17 protein-coding genes are annotated in these 15565 nt (G+C 68.3%); 7 read left to right on the top strand and 10 right to left on the bottom strand.

Annotated elements, in window-relative coordinates; genetic code table 11:
* Window positions 1-244: 244 nt before the first annotated feature.
* Entirely contained in the window at window positions 245-664 is a 420-nt protein-coding gene (locus ACWMMN_RS18015) for an HIT family protein (RefSeq protein ID WP_059238668.1), read from the bottom strand.
* A 289-nt stretch (window positions 665-953) separates the two neighbouring features.
* Between ACWMMN_RS18015 and ACWMMN_RS18010 the strand changes: the two genes are divergently transcribed.
* Window positions 954-2123, top strand: a complete 1170-nt coding sequence (locus ACWMMN_RS18010) for a YncE family protein (protein WP_256087094.1) — start codon at window positions 954-956, stop codon at window positions 2121-2123.
* Between the two features lie 182 nt (window positions 2124-2305).
* Window positions 2306-3718: a serine hydrolase domain-containing protein gene (locus ACWMMN_RS18005; protein ID WP_174991598.1), complete on the top strand. Its 1413-nt coding sequence runs from the start codon at window positions 2306-2308 to the stop codon at window positions 3716-3718.
* A gap of 67 nt (window positions 3719-3785) precedes the next feature.
* Here ACWMMN_RS18005 and ACWMMN_RS18000 read toward each other — a convergent pair whose 3' ends face one another.
* The 6 genes from ACWMMN_RS18000 to ACWMMN_RS17975 form a co-directional block, all read right to left on the bottom strand.
* On the bottom strand, window positions 3786-4409 hold the full coding sequence (locus tag ACWMMN_RS18000; protein WP_256087093.1) for a glutathione S-transferase family protein: 624 nt from the start codon (window positions 4407-4409) through the stop codon (window positions 3786-3788).
* A 72-nt stretch (window positions 4410-4481) separates the two neighbouring features.
* Window positions 4482-5981: a TIGR01777 family oxidoreductase gene (locus ACWMMN_RS17995; protein ID WP_256087092.1), complete on the bottom strand. Its 1500-nt coding sequence runs from the start codon at window positions 5979-5981 to the stop codon at window positions 4482-4484.
* Window positions 5978-6847: a thiol-disulfide oxidoreductase DCC family protein gene (locus ACWMMN_RS17990; RefSeq protein WP_486423738.1), complete on the bottom strand. Its 870-nt coding sequence runs from the start codon at window positions 6845-6847 to the stop codon at window positions 5978-5980. The genes ACWMMN_RS17995 and ACWMMN_RS17990 overlap by 4 nt, the downstream gene beginning before the upstream one ends.
* A gap of 96 nt (window positions 6848-6943) precedes the next feature.
* Window positions 6944-7414, bottom strand: coding sequence for a DUF2269 family protein (locus ACWMMN_RS17985; RefSeq protein WP_059238660.1), 471 nt, complete (start codon window positions 7412-7414; stop codon window positions 6944-6946).
* Window positions 7411-8730 (bottom strand): SDR family oxidoreductase, encoded by a 1320-nt coding sequence (locus ACWMMN_RS17980; RefSeq protein ID WP_256087090.1) that lies wholly within the window; start codon window positions 8728-8730, stop codon window positions 7411-7413. The genes ACWMMN_RS17985 and ACWMMN_RS17980 overlap by 4 nt, the downstream gene beginning before the upstream one ends.
* Before the next feature lie 88 nt (window positions 8731-8818).
* Window positions 8819-9352 carry a GbsR/MarR family transcriptional regulator gene (locus tag ACWMMN_RS17975; protein WP_006480371.1) on the bottom strand — a complete coding sequence of 178 codons (534 nt, stop codon included), beginning with the start codon at window positions 9350-9352 and terminating at the stop codon, window positions 8819-8821.
* Between the two features lie 160 nt (window positions 9353-9512).
* On the opposite strand from ACWMMN_RS17975, the gene fabV reads away from it, so the two are divergent.
* Both fabV and ACWMMN_RS17965 read left to right on the top strand, forming a co-directional pair.
* Window positions 9513-10715, top strand: coding sequence for an enoyl-ACP reductase FabV (fabV, locus tag ACWMMN_RS17970; RefSeq protein WP_256087089.1), 1203 nt, complete (start codon window positions 9513-9515; stop codon window positions 10713-10715).
* Window positions 10716-10826: 111 nt separating this feature from the next.
* Entirely contained in the window at window positions 10827-11255 is a 429-nt protein-coding gene (locus ACWMMN_RS17965; protein ID WP_059238657.1) for a VOC family protein, read from the top strand.
* Window positions 11256-11285: 30 nt separating this feature from the next.
* Here ACWMMN_RS17965 and ACWMMN_RS17960 read toward each other — a convergent pair whose 3' ends face one another.
* Window positions 11286-11864 (bottom strand): hypothetical protein, encoded by a 579-nt coding sequence (locus ACWMMN_RS17960; protein ID WP_256087088.1) that lies wholly within the window; start codon window positions 11862-11864, stop codon window positions 11286-11288.
* A gap of 303 nt (window positions 11865-12167) precedes the next feature.
* On the opposite strand from ACWMMN_RS17960, the gene ACWMMN_RS17955 reads away from it, so the two are divergent.
* On the top strand, window positions 12168-13085 hold the full coding sequence (locus ACWMMN_RS17955; RefSeq protein ID WP_256087087.1) for a DMT family transporter: 918 nt from the start codon (window positions 12168-12170) through the stop codon (window positions 13083-13085).
* A gap of 15 nt (window positions 13086-13100) precedes the next feature.
* Here the strand turns inward: ACWMMN_RS17955 and ACWMMN_RS17950 are convergent, their stop codons facing one another.
* Together ACWMMN_RS17950 and ACWMMN_RS17945 are read right to left on the bottom strand one after the other, a co-directional pair.
* Window positions 13101-13886 carry a YhfC family intramembrane metalloprotease gene (locus ACWMMN_RS17950; protein WP_486423737.1) on the bottom strand — a complete coding sequence of 262 codons (786 nt, stop codon included), beginning with the start codon at window positions 13884-13886 and terminating at the stop codon, window positions 13101-13103.
* A gap of 11 nt (window positions 13887-13897) precedes the next feature.
* Window positions 13898-14428 (bottom strand): GNAT family N-acetyltransferase, encoded by a 531-nt coding sequence (locus tag ACWMMN_RS17945; protein WP_059238649.1) that lies wholly within the window; start codon window positions 14426-14428, stop codon window positions 13898-13900.
* Between the two features lie 201 nt (window positions 14429-14629).
* On the opposite strand from ACWMMN_RS17945, the gene ACWMMN_RS17940 reads away from it, so the two are divergent.
* Together ACWMMN_RS17940 and ACWMMN_RS17935 are read left to right on the top strand one after the other, a co-directional pair.
* A complete protein-coding gene (locus ACWMMN_RS17940) occupies window positions 14630-14995 on the top strand; it encodes an ArsR/SmtB family transcription factor (protein WP_174991783.1) in 366 nt (121 codons plus the stop codon).
* A complete protein-coding gene (locus ACWMMN_RS17935) occupies window positions 14967-15452 on the top strand; it encodes an SRPBCC family protein (protein ID WP_256087085.1) in 486 nt (161 codons plus the stop codon). Before ACWMMN_RS17940 ends, ACWMMN_RS17935 begins: the two co-directional genes overlap by 29 nt.
* Window positions 15453-15565 lie beyond the last annotated feature (113 nt).

The following is a 15565-nucleotide window of genomic DNA, read 5'->3' as shown; positions in this document are numbered from 1 at the left end:
CCCGGCGCGAAAGACAAATGGCACCTCGCGAAGGCCGCGCCGCCGCACCAGGCGGTGGCCGGCACGAAGAGGCGATCCGCCCTTCCTGTCGCTCGATGATGCAATGCGCGGAGTCTAGCGCCGGGCCTGGCCGGCCGAGTTTCGCCAGCCGTTACACGTGTTACCTCGCATGACCGCTGAAACAACCGGTGGCGGCGCGGCGGCCGGCCGGCGGGCCGTTGCCGCGCCGCCCGCAATCGTCCCGTTACACGAAACGGGCGCGAATGCGCTGCGCGAGCGTTTCGAGCGTCGCCGCGTCGGCGATCTCACGCGCATGCATCCGCAACTCGGCGCCTTCCCAGCGCGGGATCACGTGGAAGTGCACGTGCGGAACCGTCTGGCCGGCCGCTGCGCCGTTGAACTGGCCGATGAACACGCCGTCCGGCTCGAGCGCCGCGCGCACCGCCGCCGCGACGCGCTGCGTCATGCGGATGCCGGCCGCGGCCGCGTCACCGGACAGCTCGAAGATCTGCGCGGCCGGCTCCTTCGGGATCACGAGCACGTGACCGTCGGCCTGCGGCATGAGATCCATGATCGCGAGCGTCGCGTCGTCTTCGGCGACCTTCACGCACGGCAGTTCGCCGCGCAGGATTTTCGCGAACGGGTTGTTGTTGTCATAGGACATGGCGTTTTCCGATATCGGTTGAACAGTGGGACCGCGAGAGCAATGCCGGACGATTATCGACCGATGGCGGGCCGGATTTCAACTTGTCGGGCCTTGGCGCCAGCGCGGCGAACAATGAACGGCGGCTCGCCTTCGACGTGTGTTGCCGGATGGAATATCCGGCCGTCGCCATCCGTTTATTTCGAGTGCGGGTTCGCGCGGCAAGCTGGCGAACCCGCACCGGACACCCGTCGGCTGCGCAGGCCGGCAGCCGGGATGACTGATCGCGATCATCAACCGGAGTCATGCCATGGACCCTCTTCCCTCCTGTCGTTCGCCCGCCCCGACCGTCTTCACCGCTCATCCGCCGCGCTTCGCGCACGCCTGTCGCACGATGGCGCGCACGCTATGCCGGGCAGCTTGCGGCGCCGCGCTCGTCGCGTTGTCGTCGGCTTTCGCGTGGGCCGGCGACGACGTCATCCTGCCGATTTCATCGGTCACCGCATCGACCGTGCCCGCCAACGGCGACGTCAATCCGTACGGCATCGCGTTCGTGCCGCGTGGCGTGCCGTCGTGGAGCACGCTGAAACCGGGCGACGTCGTCGTGTCCAACTTCAACGCGGCGTCGAACGCGCAAGGCACCGGCACGACGATCGTGAAACTGTCGCCCGGCCAACCGCCGGCAACGTTCTTCCAGGGCCGCAATCTCGGCCTGACGACCGCGCTCGCGGTGCTGCGCAGCGGTTTCGTGCTGGTCGGCAACGTCCCTGCGCCAGACGGCAAGACCGTGGTCGCACCGGGCTCGCTGCTCGTCATCAATCCGCAAGGCGGCCTCGTCACGCAACTCGTCAGCGCCGCGCTGCTCGACGGGCCGTGGGACATGACCGTGATCGATCGCGGCCAGCGCGTCACGGCGTTCGTGTCGAACGTGCTGAACGGGACGGTCGCGCGGATCGACCTGTCGATCGGCAACGACGGCGTCGCGATGCTGCCGAGCTCGCGCATCATCGCGTCGGGCTATGTGAACCGGACCGATCCCAGTGCGCTCGTCGTCGGCCCGACCGGTCTCGCGTACGACCCGAACATCGACGTGCTGTATGTCGCGTCCACCGGCGACAACGCGGTGTTCGCGATCCAGAACGCCGCGTCGACGAACCGTAACGGCGGCGTCGGACGGATGATCTACTTCGACGCGGCGCACCTGCACGGGCCGCTCGCGCTGGCGCTCGCGCCGAACGGCCATCTCGTGACCGCCAACGGCGACGCGGTCAATCCCGACCCGCTGCATCCGAGCGAGATCGTCGAATTCACGGTGAACGGCCGCTTCATCGCGCAAATGCAGGTCGATACCGCACCGGGGTCGGCATTCGGCCTGGCGTTCGGGCAAGGCAGCAAAGGCCAGCCGCAGTTCGCGGCCGTCGACGACAACACGAACACCGCGACGGTCTGGACGCTGCGTCCGGACAGCAACATGCAGTGAGCGTGACCTGAACGGGCCGCGCGCGGCCCGTTCGCCCCCGCTACGACCGACACAACCGATTCGCACACGCCGGGCAACATACGCCCGACCGACGCCGCCCGCCCCGCCATTGCCACCGCTCGCCCGAACCTGCGACACTGCCGGTTCCTGGCCTGCCTGCAGACAACCGAGGACGCTCGCGCATGACGATTCCCTTCAAGAAGCTGATGCTGCGCGGTGTCGCGCTCGCGCTCGCCGCCGCGGTCGGCTATGCCGGCTACATGCTGTCCCGGCTCGCGCCGATCGCGACCGGCTACGCGGCGAAGGCGCTGTGCTCCGGCGTGTTCGTGTCGGGCCGCCCGGCCGCGTCCGTGATCGACGTCGACATCATGGCCGGCGTCCATCCGCTGCTGAAACTGGTGCGCCCGTCGATCGATCCCGATCACCACCGCGCGACGGCGACCTTCGCCGGTTTCGCCGAGCGCGAAGCCGACTTCCGGCCCGGGCTCGGCTGCACGCTCGTGCCCGGGGCGTCGCCCGGCGCGACGTCGACCGCCCTGCCCGCCGCGCTGCCGCCGCTTCCCGATCCGCCGCCCGGCCAGCCTGCATCAGTCACCCCGCCTGCCGGCATCGACGCGCACAAGCTGCAGACCGCGCTCGACCGCGCGTTCGACGAACCCGATCCGGCACGGCCGCGGCGCACGCGTGCGATCGTCGTGATGTGGCGCGGCCAGGTGATCGCCGAACGCTACGCGCCCGGCTTCACGGCCGACACGCCTTTGCCCGGCTGGTCGATGACGAAGACCGTGACGGCCGCGCTGGTCGGCACGCTCGTCGCTCAGCACAAGCTGTCGCCCGACGCGGCGGCGCTGCTGCCCGAATGGCGCGGCGCCGGCGATCCGCGTGCGGCCATCACGCTCGACGCGTTGCTGCGGATGACGAGCGGCCTGCAGTTCAACGAGGACTACGACGACCCGCTGTCCGACGTCGCCGTGATGCTGTTCACGCAGCCCGACATGGCACGGTTCGCGTCGGCGAAACCGCTCATCGCGACGCCCGGCACGCAGTGGTACTACTCGAGCGGCACGAGCGCGATCGTCGCGCGCGTGATGCGCGAAGCGCTCGGCGGCAGCGAGAACGACTACCTCGCGTATCCGCGCCGCGCGCTGTTCGCGCCGCTCGGGATGCGCAGCGCGGTGTTCGAGCCCGATGCGTCCGGCACGCTCGTCGCGCCGTCGTACCTGTATGCGAACGCGCGCGACTGGGCGCGCTTCGGCCAGCTTCTGCTGCAGGACGGGATGTGGAACGGGCAGCGGCTGCTGCCCGAAGGCTGGGTGCGCTACCTGACGCGCGCGACGCCGCAGTCGGCGCGGCAGGAGTTCGGCGCGCAGCTGTGGGTCAAGGTGCCGGAGCCGTTCAACGATCGCGATCCGCAGGCGCCCGCGATGCCGGCCGACGCGTTTCATGCGGTCGGCCATGAAGGTCAGTTCGTGAGCGTGGTGCCGAGCCGTCAGCTGGTGGTCGTGCGGCTCGGGCTGTCGCGGCCGGAATCCGCGTGGAATCACGAGGCGTTTCTCGCGCGCGTGCTCGATGCGGTGCCGGCGCCGGGTGCATGAGCCGATGAATCAGGCGTAAGGCGGCAGCGATTGCAACACTGCCGCTTCACGCGCTACCTGCCTTGCATTACGGATTCGCGCTGCCCGCGTATTGCTTGAAACCTTCGCGCGTCGCCAGACGTTCGATGTAGCGCGACACGGCCGGCAGATCCGGATGCTCGAACGGCGTGCCGAACCAGCGGTTGACCGACAGGCCGATCGGAATGTCCGCGAGCGTGAAGGTGTTGCCGGCCACGTACGCGCCCGTCTTGTCGAGCTGCGCATTCAGCACGTGCATGTGCTTCGTCCAGCCCGCGATCGACTGCGCGATGCCGTCCGGATGCTGGTGATCGGGCGATTTGCGCACGAGGCCGAGAAACGCGCCGACCCACGAGCGGTTCAGGTCCGCACCCTGCCAGTCGATCCACTGGTCGACCCGCGCGCGCGCCTGCGGCTCGGCCGGATACAGCGCGTCGCCGCCGTAGCGGTTCGCGAGGTAACGGATGATCGTGTTCGATTCCCAGAGCACGAAGTCGTCGTCCTTGATGACGGGCACGAGCGCGTTCGGATTCAGCGCGAGATAGGCCGGATCGTTGGTCGTGCGGAAGCCCGCGCCCCAGTCTTCCTGTTCGAACGGCAGGTTCAGTTCGGTGCACAGCCACAGCACCTTGCGGACGTTGATGGACGGGATCTTGCCGAGGATGTGCAGCATGCAGTCTCCTTGTGAGGTCGGATGCGGAGCATTCGGGGCGTACGACACGCCCCGAACGCGTTCACGCCGAATTTATACACGACCTCGCGGCAAACGGCAGGCCGTGTGTGCGAAATCGGTGTGCGGCCGGTTCGTCAGATCGCGCAGCGCGTGCTCGATCGTTGGAAAGCGGAACATGAAGCCGTCCTGATGCAGCCGTGCCGGCATCACGCGCTGCCCGTCCAGCAGCAGCTCGGCCATCTCGCCCATCGCGACGCGCAGCGGCGCCCCCGGCACATGCAGCATCGCGGGGCGGCGCAGCACCTTCGTCACGACCTGCACGAACTCGCGCTGGGTCACCGGCACCGGTGCGACCGCATTGTAGACGCCGTGCATGCCCGCGTTCGACATCGCACGCGCAACGATCCGCAGCACGTCGTCGCGGTGAATCCAGCTGATCACCTGCGCGCCGTCGCCGAATCGCCCGCCCATCCCGAAGTAGTGCGGCAGCAGCATCGGTCGCAACGCGCCGCCGGGGCCGAACACGATGCCCAGCCGCAGCACCACCGTGCGCACGCCGTGACGCTCGAGCGGCTGCGCGGCCTGCTCCCACTGCCGGCACAGATCCGACATGAAGCCCGTGCCGGCGCTGCTGCGTTCGTCGAGCCGTTCGTCGCCCGGCCGCACGCCGTAATAACCGATCGCGGACGCCTGGATCCACGTGCGCGGCTTGACCTCGGCGCGCTCGACCCAGCGCATCAGCGACTGCGTGACGCCGACGCGGCTCGCGAGCAGCACCGCCTGCCGGTGCTTGCTCCAGCGTGCGCCCAGCACCGGTGCGCCCGCGAGATTGATGACCGTGTCGAAACGCTCGTGCGGCTGCAGCTGTTCGGCGGACGTCACGCTGCGCACGCGGCCGTGAAACAGGTAGGCCGCGCGCAGCGGATCGCGCGCCAGCAACGTGACGGTATGCCCCGCATCGAGCAGCTGGTTCACGAGAATTTCGCCGATGAAGCCGGTCCCGCCGGTCGCGAGCACGTTGCCGGGCGGCTGCCCCGCGAACGGGTTGGCGGCCGGCGCGCGGTGCGCGATGCGGCACGCGGCGATCCCGTCGCGAATGCCCGACACCGTCACGCCGACGGCAAACAGGCTGAGCAGCCAGCCGCGCCAGCCGAGATCGATCGGCTGCAGCGCGGTGGGTTCGTGCGCCCAAACGGCCAGTTGCATCGCGATCATCCCGAACAGCGCGCCGCCGTTGACGGCCAGCAGCGTGTGCAGCACGCGCTCGGTCGCCGGCAGCTTGCGGCTTTGGTCCTCGACGACGAAATCCCACAACGTCAGCACCACTTCGACGAGCACGACCGCCGCGAGCGCCGCGACCCACGCGCCGTGAAACGCGACGTTCGCGATCGATGCGAACACGAGGCCGTACAGTACCGACCGCACCGCGTGAATCGCCAGCTCGAGCCGCGCGCGCGGGCTGTGCGGCAGGTCCTGCGTGAGTTCATGGTGATAAAGCGTATCGAATGCGCCCATCGCGCCCTGCACGATCAGCAGGTTGAGCGCCCAGTCGAAAGCAGGCAAGGTGTTCATACCGTATCCCTCCTCCACAGCCAGACAAGCGGCGGCACCATCGCGACGAGCGCGGCAACGTCGATCGCCACGTGGCCCCACACATGCGCCTGCCACGACAACAGCATGTCCTGCGGCGCCCAGATCGACAGGCCGGCCAGCAGCCAGCCCCACACTTCCCGTTTCCGCAACCGGTTGCCGAGATGTACGAGCGCGAGCATCCAGACCGACGCGCACTGCACCGTCGCGCCGATCAGCGACATCCACCAGATCTGCTGGGCACGCGCGGCTTCGGGTGCCGCTCCCGCCCGGAAATGCAGTTCGATCCCCCGGTGATACGCGTCGAGCCACGGCGTACCGGCCACCCACGGCACGACTGCGCCGGCCAGCAGGTGCACGATCGCTACCGCCACCATCCAGTTCACGACGATGCGGCGCAGGGTGTCGCGCGCAGGGCGGTCTGCTTCCCGGCTTTCGGCGGGCTCGCCGGCACCGCACACTGCGTCGTCGCAGCACGCTTCGGCGCGATACCCGAGCCAGCGCGAAACAGCGTGCCGGTTGCGCGCGAAGCGGCGATACAGCGGCGCAAGCGCTGCGCGCAGCGCCGGCACGCGCAGCAGCCAGACGAGCCAGCGACGCCCGGCCAGCGCATGGGCGGCCAGGATGCTGTCGACGCCGGTCAGCATGCGTCCGTCAGGCAGGCGCGCATGCAGCTCGCGATTCAGCGCGTGCAGGTCGACGCCCAGCGGCGCCGGGTCGAAGCCCGGCCTGGCGATATCGACGAACGCCAGTTGATGCCGCGCGTCGCGGGCCCCGAGACGCCGAATTTCCGCGACGCACAACGGACACCGCCCGTCGAAGTAAAGAACCAATTCACTTGAGTTCATGCTTTGCACTCCTTCTTGTTTTAGCAAGCATCATGAATCGATCGGTTGACTGCATTCCGGTGCTGGTAACCGCCCTCGCGCACGGCGGCGACAGACTCACATCGGCTTGACCACCATCAGGAAGTAGACGGTCAGCATCGCGAAGAACGCCGGATAACCGAGCAGTTCCCAGCGCTTCGCGTAGCGCCAGTAGCGCTCCGGCAACGCGGCGTCGCCATTCGCGTGCGCGAGTTTCGCCATCGATGCAAGTTCGAGCTGCAGCCATACGACCGGCAGCCAGCACGCACCGGCGACCGCATACAGCACGATCGACGCGAGCAGCCACGGCGTATGCCACGGCCAGCCGGCCGTATGCGCGAGCCATAGCCCGGACGCCGGCTGGAAGATCACGGCCGGTGTCGTGAACCACCAGTCCGCACGCACCACGAGCCGCGACACGGCCGCGATCGCGGGCACCGAGCGCGTGCGGTTCGCGAAGAACAGGTAGAACGCGGTGCCGAACCCCGTGCCGACCAGCAGCACCGAGGACAGGATGTGAAGCGCCTTGATGACGAGATAGGTATTCATGCTCGTTCTTCTTCTGAATAAAGGATCAACAGGATGGCGAGAATCGGCACGTTCTTGAGCACGGGGCCGAACGGTTCGGCCAGCAGGCCGGGCATCGTGACCGCGATGACGGTCGAATACGCGACGATCAGCACGGCTTGCGCGGCCCACAGGCGCCGCGAAGGCGCGGCGACGGACGCGATGCCGAACGCGAAGTCCAGCGCACTGGCCGCATAGAGCGCAATCAGCGCGGGCAGCCCCGTCAGGTGCGCAGGTGCGAGCAGCGCGAGGCTCGCGTGCAGCGGATGGATGAATGCGCTGGCGATCGCCGTCCAGATCCACACGATCGCGAGCGCGCCCCGCAGCAACGGGCGCCGCCACATCGCGAGCGCGTCGCGGCGCAGCGCGGCGGCGTCCGCACCGATGAAGCTGCCGATGCCGCGCGGCGGCCGGCCCAGTACGGCTGCGGCGGCCGCCGGATCGCCGGTGTTCCCGCCGCGCAGCATCGTCCACGTGTCGCGCGTCAGCATCGCGCCCGGCAACGCGCCGGACAGCACGGCCGCCGCGCCGACCAGCGGGCCCGGCAGCATCACGCGGGCAGCCGGCGGGAAGCCCAGCGTGGCACGGTAACTCGCCAGCATCTCGCGGTATTCGACTTCGTCGTTGCCGACCACGTCGATCACCCGGCTGCCGGCCGCCTGCGCGTCGCCGGGTTGCACGACGAGCCGCGCGACGACTTCAGCGAGATCGTCGACATGCACGGGACGCAGCCGTTGATGGCCGCCGGCCGGCAGCATCTGCACGGGCAGGCTCGCGAGCATCCGGAAAAACCGCGCCGACGCGCCATCCACGCCGTAGACGAGTGCGGGCCGCACGATCCGGCAATCGATCGGCAACGTCTGCAGGAAGCGGTCGGCCGCGTGCTTGCTCGCGAAGTACCGCGTATCGCCGCGCTCGACGCCCAGTGCCGAGATCTGGATCACGCGCCGCACGCCGGCGCGGCAGCACGCGGTAAAAAGCGCGCACGGCGCGGCGCGATGCACGGCGTCGAGCGTCGCGCCGCGTCGATCGGCAAGGATGCCGACCGCATTGATCACCACATCGACGCCTGCCAGCCGCGCCAGCCACGCTTGCGGATCGACGTCCTTCGCGAAGTCGATCGCGACGTCGCACGGCCCGGCAGCGTGACGCACGCCGCGCAGCACGCGATGGCCGCCGGCTTCGAGCTGCGCGCACAGCGCCCGCCCGATGAAGCCGTTCGCGCCGCAGACGAGAACGGTCATGCTGCGCGCGCCGGTGCGATCGTGCTGGCAGGTCGACGGCAGGACTACGTTCATTTTCATCCTCTATTTACAGTTATTTCTGTACAGACAGAAATAACAACCCCGAAAAAAGCGGGCTGTCCGCCCGCACTGCCGTTACCGCTTACTTCGACGGCTTGCGCCTGACCGTCTGGCTGATCTTCGCGCCGATGCCGAGCGCCTTCATCAGCGTATCGGGCTTGAGCCGCAGCATTTCGTCCGACCAGGTCGTGAGCGTCTCGACGAACTGCAGCGTGTCGCGGATGCGCTGTTCGGTCTCGCGGCTCTCGTTCGCGATCTCCGGATTCGTCAGGCAGTCGCGCAGCACCGTAAGCGTCGGCTCGATCTCGCGCTGCCGCCGCCCTTCGACGATCAGCTTGAACAACTCCCAGATGTCGGTCGACGTCTCGAAGTGGTCGCGGCGGTCGCCCAGCACGTGCACGACCTTCGCGAGGCGCCACGCCTGCAGCTCCTTCAGGCTCGTGCTGACGTTGGAGCGCGCGACGTTGAGCGTCTCCGCGATCTCGTCGGCCGCGACCGGCCGGCCAGCCAGGTAGAGCAGCGCGTGAATCTGCGAGACGGTGCGGTTGACGCCCCACCGCGAGCCCATTTCGCCCCAGTGGAGAATGAATCGTTCGGCTATCGGTGTGAGTTCCATGTCGGCAAATTTATTCATTTCAGTTATTTCTGTCAAGAGAGAAATAACCGGATGATCCGGCACCGTCCGGCCGCGCCCGCCCGCGATCGGCCGCATCCATTACAATGCGCGGGATTTTTCCGATTTCAGGCCGTTTCTGCCTTTCTGACAAGAGGTTTCCATGATCATCAAACCGCGCGTGCGTGGCTTCATCTGCGTGACGACTCATCCCGTCGGCTGCGAAGCCAACGTCAAGGAACAGATCGACTACGTGACTTCGCACGGCCCGATCGCCAACGGCCCGAAAAAGGTGCTCGTGATCGGCGCATCGACCGGCTACGGCCTCGCCGCCCGGATCTCGGCCGCATTCGGCTCGGGCGCGGACACGCTCGGCGTGTTCTTCGAGCGCCCCGGCAGCGAAACGAAGCCCGGCACGGCCGGCTGGTACAACAGCGCCGCGTTCGAGAAATTCGCCGCCGAAAAGGGCGTCTATGCGCGCAGCATCAACGGCGACGCATTCTCCGACCACGTCAAGCAGGTCACGATCGACACCATCAGGCAGGATCTCGGCAAGGTCGACCTGGTCGTCTACAGCCTCGCGGCCCCGCGCCGCACGCATCCGAAGACCGGCGAAACCATCAGCTCGACGCTCAAGCCGATCGGCAAGGCCGTCACGTTCCGCGGTCTCGACACCGACAAGGAAGTGATCCGCGAGGTCGCGCTCGAACCGGCGACGCAGGAAGAGATCGACGGCACCGTCGCCGTGATGGGCGGCGAGGACTGGCAGATGTGGATCGACGCGCTGGCTGAAGCCGGCGTGCTGGCCGACGGCGCGAAGACCACCGCGTTCACGTACCTCGGCGAGCAGATCACGCACGACATCTACTGGAACGGCTCGATCGGCGAAGCGAAGAAGGATCTCGACAAGAAGGTGCTGTCGATCCGCGACAAGCTGGCCGCGCACGGCGGCGACGCTCGCGTGTCGGTGCTGAAGGCCGTCGTCACGCAGGCCAGCTCGGCGATCCCGATGATGCCGCTGTACCTGTCGCTGCTGTTCAAGGTGATGAAGGAAACCGGTACGCACGAAGGCTGCATCGAGCAGGTGTACGGGCTCCTGAAGGACAGCCTGTACGGCACGACGCCGCACACCGACGAAGAAGGCCGCCTGCGCGCCGACTACAAGGAACTCGATCCGCAGGTGCAGTCGAAGGTCGTCGCGATGTGGGACCACGTGACGAACGAGAACCTGTACGAGATGACCGATTTCGCCGGTTACAAGACCGAATTCCTGCGATTGTTCGGCTTCGAGATCGCCGGTGTCGACTACGACGCGGACGTGAACCCGGACGTGAAGATCCCGGGCATCATCGACACGACGGTCTGACGGGCCGGCCCGCCGCCACGCCCCGGAGCGCAGGCGGCGGGTCGAACCTGCGCGTTTTTCCCCTGAAGCAGCGACGAAGCAGAACCCGACCCCAACCCGGAGGTTCGAACCATGCCAGTCCATCACGCCCTCATCCCCTGCCTGCGCTACGTGAACGCGCCGGCCGCCATCGACTTCCTTTGCAACGCCTTCGGCTTCGAGCGCCACGCGGTCTATGCCGACGCGAGCGATCCGACGTTGATTCATCACGCCGAGCTGACGCTGCACGGCCAGATGGTGATGCTTGGTTCGGCCCGCCCCGGCCCCGTGCGCGACCTGTATCGCTGGAAGACTGCGTCCGAGGCAGGCGGTATCACCATGTGCGTATGCGCGGTGATCGACGACCCCGACGCGCACTGCGCCCGCGCCCGGACGGCCGGCGCCGAGATCCTCACCGAGCCCACGGACAACGACGGCTATCCCGGCCGCGGCTACAACGTGCGCGACCCCGAAGGCAACGTCTGGACCTTCGGCAGCTACGATCCCTTCGCCGCCCACTGACGCCGCTCGCGCGTCACCCGGCGCGCTGCGCTACTCCACCGCCCGCGCGGCATCCCACAGCGGCTGCCCGCCGCGCGCCGCATTCCACGCGGCGAACTGCGTGCGCCACGATTCGAACGGCTCGGCCAGCGGATGGCGCGGATCTTCGCTGAGCGAATACGCCATCCCTTCGATCAGCCAGCGCGGCTTGGTCACGACGGCGAGGTTGCCGAGCGCTTCCGCCTGGCGGTGATGGATCAGTTCGTGCGCGAGGAAGTAGGTCTGCCAGCCGCGCGGCGCAATCACCACGCCGAAATCGCCGAGCGTCAGCGCCGCGCGCGTGCCGAGGCCGAACGCGTCGGCGCACGCGCGCGTCGAGCAGAACACGACGCGCGGTGCGTCGCGGAACGCGCCGACGGCCGCCGCCGCACGCGCATAACCGTCGCGATAGAGTTGCTGCGCGTCGCCGAGCTTCGCGGCATCGTCCGTGCAGATGTCGGCGCTCGGGCACGACACGCCGGGGACCAGCGCGGGCGCGACGACGCGCAGCGGCTTGACGAGCGCATACGCGGCAATCGGCAGCGCGACCAGCAGGCCCGTGAGGGCGAAAGCGACGTGGGAGCGTTTCATCGAGGCGCGGTTCCGTGGCGTGGCGGTGGAGTCTTCCTGCGTGAACGTGAATATATCGGACCGGCAACGCGTCCAGCCCCGCTTTTCATGCCGGCTGGCTTCCGCTCGACGGCCAGCACGCGCCGCGACCCGGCAGACGTCCACGCGCGCGCCGCCACGAGCCCCCTCCCGCCTCGATAAAGACTTTTTACGACCTAATAGCGTCCAAATAATATATTGGACGTACGATTCGAAGCGCAGCATCCTTGCCCCCTATCGGCTCGCTCCACCGCTCGCGCAGCGGCCGCCTGGCAAGGACAGCACATGAACAGCAACGAACGGCTCGCCGGCATCAGCTACGGATTGCTCGCCGCGCTCATCTGGGGCGGCTTTCCGGTCGTCACGCGCCTCGGCGTCACGCACTCGGCATTCGACGCGTACGACATCGCATTCATCCGCTTCGCCGTTTCGGGCACGTTGCTGCTGCCCGTCCTGCTGCGCCGTGGCCTCGGCACGCTGCGCCCGGCATCGATCGCGCTGATGGTGACCGGCGCCGGCGCGCCGTACATCCTGACCGTCTCGGCAGCCTTGAGCCGCGCGCCGGTCGGCTATTTCGCGCTGACGCCGGGCAGCATGATCGCGTTCACGGCCATCCTCGGCCGGCAGGTCGCGCACGAACGATTGAGCGCCGCGCAGATCGCCGGCATCGCCGCGATCCTCTTCGGCATCGTGCTGACTGCGTCCGACGCATTGCACGGCGCGATCGGGCTGCCTGCGCTTGCGCTGTTCGTGCTCGGCGGCCTGCTGTGGGCCGTCTACAACGTGACCACGAAGCGGGCCGGAACCGGTGCGCTGCACGCGACGGCCGTCGTGGCGGTCGGCTCGGCGGTGCTCTACTGCCCGCTTTATCTCGCGATGCGCGGCGATGCCGTGCTGCATGCGCCGGTCGCGGCCATCGCGACGCAGGCGGTCTACCAGGGCGTGCTGATGTCGGTGCTGGCGCTCTACTGCTTCAGCCAGGCCGTCGTCGCGCTCGGCCCGGCGATCGGCGCGACCTTCGCCGCGATGATGCCGCTTCTTGCCACGCTCGAGGCGGTGCTGCTGCTTGGCGAACGGCCGCATGCGCCGGCGCTCGCGGGTATTGCGATCGTCACGGCCGGGATGGGCTTGAGTCTCGTGAGCCGGTGGCGAACGGGGGAACGGCAGGCCATCCGCCGGGCAAACCCCGCCGCGCAGGGCTGAAACGAAGCAGGTCCGTCACACGGCGGGCCCCGTACGCGCATCGCCCGCCCCCGCGCCCCGTCGGCTCCAGCGCATCCCCAACCCCAGAAGCGCGACACTGCACACGAACAGCAGCATCTCGACCAGCACGGTGTCGACATGCCAGTACCGCGTCAGCAGCACCGCCGCGAGGTCGAACATGAAATGGAACGCGATCGCATACGCGAGCCAGCGCTTCGTGCCGCGGACGAACGCCTGCAGCACGATCAGCGACAGCCCCACATGCGCGGCCATCGCGCTCGCCCGCTCGAACAGCGCGAGAAACGGCGATCCGGGGGTCATGGCCGCGAACTGCGCCCCGATCAGCGACCGATTGCCGGCCGACACGGCGTAGCCCGCATCCGCGAGCAGGTAGCCCGTGCCGAGAACGACAAACCCGACACCGACCAGCAGCATCGCCTCCAGCCCGCCATGCCCGAACCCGAGCATCACCGCCGTCTGCGTGTCGTGCCGCTTCGGCAGCAGATACCGGAATGCGACCCAGCGCCCGCATTCCTCGAAGAGCCCGGCCGTCAACGCCGCGAACGCGAGTATCGGCACACGCCAGCGCGGACCGGTCCCGAGCCAGTAGAACAGCGGCATCTGCCACGACAGACGCAGCACCGGCTGGAACACGAAGAAGGTCAGCATGCCGTAGAAAAACACGCGCAACGGCACCTGCGTGCGGCACCGCCACGCGACCGCGAGCAACGCCGGCGCGATCAGCGCCACGACACCCGCCGCGAGCGTGAAGCACAGGAGCGCCGGGGCGACCGGATGCATGACGGATGCCGTTACGCCAACTGCTTGTGGAAGTACGTCGTCGCGCAGAGCGCACCGTCGGGCATCAGCGCGTAGTTCGGCACGACGCCGACGCGCTGCCAGCCGGCCCGCTCGTACAGCCGCTCGGCGTCGCCGCCCGTCACGGTGTCGAGCACGAGCACGGTCTTGCCGGCGTCGCGCGCGGCCGCGTCGGCCGCCGCCATCAGCCGTGCGGCGATGCCCTGCCGGCGCGCATGCCGCGACACGAGCATCTTCGCGATGTCCGCGCGATGCGGCTGGTTCTCGGGTTGGCCGGTCACGACCTGCACAGTGCCGACGATCCGGCCGGACGCGTCCTCGGCAATGAGCAGGATGCGCTCGTCGTGCGCGACGCCCTCGGCCACGCGCGTCCAGAACGCGACGGCAGTCGGCCGCTCGATCGGCAGCATGAAGCTGACGGATGCGCCGCCTTCGACGCAATCGACCAGCACGTCGGCCAGCGCGTCGACACAGCTCATCGCTTCGCGCGCGTCGACGCGGCGGACGGTAACAGATTCGGTCATGCCATCTCCGGTAGTCAGGTGGGCCGCACGCGCGGGTTCGGCATGGGCCGGGATCGAAAGAGCACCGGCCGGCCATCGAAGCTCGCGACGGCGGCAGGCGTCCGGCAACGTCGCACCCGGTCGGCGCGCGTTACCGCCCCATCATCGTACGCGACGAAAATTTTCGCTGCATCGCCCGTCACGTCGTCTACACTTAGCCATATGGCTAACTTTCAACCCGGCATCAGCGACGTCTTCCACGCCCTTGCCGATCCGACACGCTGCGCGATCGTCAGCGCGCTCGGCCAGGGCGAGCGGACCGTCTCCGCGCTGGCCGCGCCGTTCGACATGGCGCTGCCGTCGTTCATGAAGCATGTCGCCGTGCTCGAGCGCAGCGGCCTCGTCGAGACCCGGAAAACCGGCCGCTCGCGCACCTGCGCGCTGGTCGGCAGCCGGCTGACCGAGGCCGAGGCATGGCTCGCCGCGCAGCGCGCGCTGTGGGAAGCACGATCCGATCGTCTCGTCGAATTCGTCGAACGCCATCATCAGGAGGAGCAAGATGTCAGCCAGCCACGTCGAACCCGTTGAAGCCCACGATCTCGTCATCACGCGCACGCTGCGCGCGCCGCGCCACGCGCTGTGGCGCGCATGGACCGACCCCGAGTTGCTGAAGGAATGGTGGTGCCCGCAGCCGTGGACCACCGAGGTGCGCGCATTCGACCTGCGGCCGGGCGGCGCTTTCCACACGTTCATGCGCGGCCCCGACGGCGGCACGAGCGACAACCCCGGCTGCTTCCTCGAAATCGTGCCGGAATCGCGCATCGCCTTCACGTCGATGCTCACCGGCGGCTGGCGGCCGCAGGCGCCATGGATGGGTTTCACGGCAGTCATCACGATGGCCGACGACGATGCAGGCAGCCGCTACGAAGCGCGCGTGATGCATCCGGATGCCGCGACGCGCGAGCGCCACGAAGCGCTCGGCTTTTTCGAGGGCTGGAACACCTGCATCACGCAGCTCGACGCATTCGCCGCAACGCTACGCTGAACGCAGACGAATGCGCGGTCATTGCGTGGCGCCGCGCCCACGCCTAGGATTCCTGAAGGAAGCATGACGACACGCCGGGCTCCGGCGTGCACCGTCGCGCGCGCTCCGCGGGA

The sequence above is a fragment of the Burkholderia cepacia complex sp. TUM26381 genome (assembly GCF_057439935.1).
This window is presented reverse-complemented; position numbering and strand designations above follow the sequence as displayed.

Coding starts and splice junctions, on each gene's coding strand:
- ACWMMN_RS18015 (WP_059238668.1), bottom strand. CDS start 664: ATGTCCTATGACAACAACAACCCGTTCGCGAAAATCCTGCGCGGCGAA.
- ACWMMN_RS18010 (WP_256087094.1), top strand. CDS start 954: ATGGACCCTCTTCCCTCCTGTCGTTCGCCCGCCCCGACCGTCTTCACC.
- ACWMMN_RS18005 (WP_174991598.1), top strand. CDS start 2,306: ATGACGATTCCCTTCAAGAAGCTGATGCTGCGCGGTGTCGCGCTCGCG.
- ACWMMN_RS18000 (WP_256087093.1), bottom strand. CDS start 4,409: ATGCTGCACATCCTCGGCAAGATCCCGTCCATCAACGTCCGCAAGGTG.
- ACWMMN_RS17995 (WP_256087092.1), bottom strand. CDS start 5,981: ATGAACACCTTGCCTGCTTTCGACTGGGCGCTCAACCTGCTGATCGTG.
- ACWMMN_RS17990 (WP_486423738.1), bottom strand. CDS start 6,847: ATGAACTCAAGTGAATTGGTTCTTTACTTCGACGGGCGGTGTCCGTTG.
- ACWMMN_RS17985 (WP_059238660.1), bottom strand. CDS start 7,414: ATGAATACCTATCTCGTCATCAAGGCGCTTCACATCCTGTCCTCGGTG.
- ACWMMN_RS17980 (WP_256087090.1), bottom strand. CDS start 8,730: ATGAACGTAGTCCTGCCGTCGACCTGCCAGCACGATCGCACCGGCGCG.
- ACWMMN_RS17975 (WP_006480371.1), bottom strand. CDS start 9,352: ATGGAACTCACACCGATAGCCGAACGATTCATTCTCCACTGGGGCGAA.
- fabV (WP_256087089.1), top strand. CDS start 9,513: ATGATCATCAAACCGCGCGTGCGTGGCTTCATCTGCGTGACGACTCAT.
- ACWMMN_RS17965 (WP_059238657.1), top strand. CDS start 10,827: ATGCCAGTCCATCACGCCCTCATCCCCTGCCTGCGCTACGTGAACGCG.
- ACWMMN_RS17960 (WP_256087088.1), bottom strand. CDS start 11,864: ATGAAACGCTCCCACGTCGCTTTCGCCCTCACGGGCCTGCTGGTCGCG.
- ACWMMN_RS17955 (WP_256087087.1), top strand. CDS start 12,168: ATGAACAGCAACGAACGGCTCGCCGGCATCAGCTACGGATTGCTCGCC.
- ACWMMN_RS17950 (WP_486423737.1), bottom strand. CDS start 13,886: ATGCATCCGGTCGCCCCGGCGCTCCTGTGCTTCACGCTCGCGGCGGGT.
- ACWMMN_RS17945 (WP_059238649.1), bottom strand. CDS start 14,428: ATGACCGAATCTGTTACCGTCCGCCGCGTCGACGCGCGCGAAGCGATG.
- ACWMMN_RS17940 (WP_174991783.1), top strand. CDS start 14,630: ATGGCTAACTTTCAACCCGGCATCAGCGACGTCTTCCACGCCCTTGCC.
- ACWMMN_RS17935 (WP_256087085.1), top strand. CDS start 14,967: ATGTCAGCCAGCCACGTCGAACCCGTTGAAGCCCACGATCTCGTCATC.